Annotated in this window: 2 protein-coding genes; both read left to right on the forward strand. The window is 73.5% G+C overall.

From position 1 onward, the window contains the following. Positions 1-541, forward strand: a 541-nt coding sequence (gene thiE / locus I6U14_RS10180; protein ID WP_296899009.1) for a thiamine phosphate synthase, incomplete at its 5' end; no start/stop codon positions are given. After that, positions 538-953, forward strand: a 416-nt coding sequence (locus I6U14_RS10185; RefSeq protein ID WP_296899011.1) for a bifunctional hydroxymethylpyrimidine kinase/phosphomethylpyrimidine kinase, incomplete at its 3' end; no start/stop codon positions are given. The genes thiE and I6U14_RS10185, both read left to right, overlap by 4 nt.

The raw sequence follows: 953 nt of genomic DNA on the forward strand, positions 1-953 counted from the left end.
CCAGCTACGGGACAAGGAGGCCCCTGACGAGGCGCTCATCGAGCAGGGGCGCGCGCTCAAGGCCGCACCCGCCCCCACCGGCGTGCCGCTCATCGTCAACGATCGCCTCCAGGTGGCCGCCGCCATCGGCGCCGACGGCATACATCTGGGACAGGCCGATGAGGGCATCCCGGCCGCCCGCGCCTTGCTGGGGCCGGACGCCATCCTGGGCCTGTCCATCCAGTGCGTGGAGCATGCCCAGGCATGCGCCGACCTGCCCGTGGACTATGTCGGCATCGGCCCCGTCTTTGCCACCGCCACCAAGGCAGACCATGCGGCGCCGCTCGGCTGCGATGGACTCGCAACGGTTCGCGCGGCCACGGCATTGCCGGCCGTCGCCATCGGCGGACTCAGCGCGGAGCACGCCGCTTGCGTACTCGATGCCGGCTGCGACGGACTCGCCGTCGTCTCCGCCGTCTGCGGCACCGCAGACCCTAGCGCCGCCGCTGCCGGGCTGAGCCGGGCCGTCGCCGCTCACCGCAGCCGCCTGGAGCAGCCGTGACCCACGCCGGTATCAGGAACGTCCTCAGCATCGCCGGCTCCGACCCCAGCGGCGGCGCCGGCATCCAGGCGGACCTCAAGGCCATCAGCGCCCAGGGGTGCTATGCCATGGCCGCCATCACCGCCCTCACGGCCCAAAACACCCGCGGCGTGACCGGCGTCCAGCTCGTCGAGCCCGACTTCGTCGCCGAGCAGATCGAAGCCGTCTTCGCCGATGTCCGGGTGGATGCCGTCAAGATCGGCCTGCTCGGCAGCGCCGACATCGCCGCCGCCGTCGCCGCCCCCCTCGCCCGCCACCGGCCCGCGCACATCGTCCTGGCCCCGGCGCTGGGCGCCAAGGGCGGCGACCGGCTGCCGGCCGAGGCCGCGAGCGACATGCTCAAGGCCCACTTACCGCCGCTGCACACAGGGCC

This window comes from Thiohalocapsa sp. (assembly GCF_019695415.1).
Classification (GTDB): domain Bacteria; phylum Pseudomonadota; class Gammaproteobacteria; order Chromatiales; family Chromatiaceae; genus Thiohalocapsa.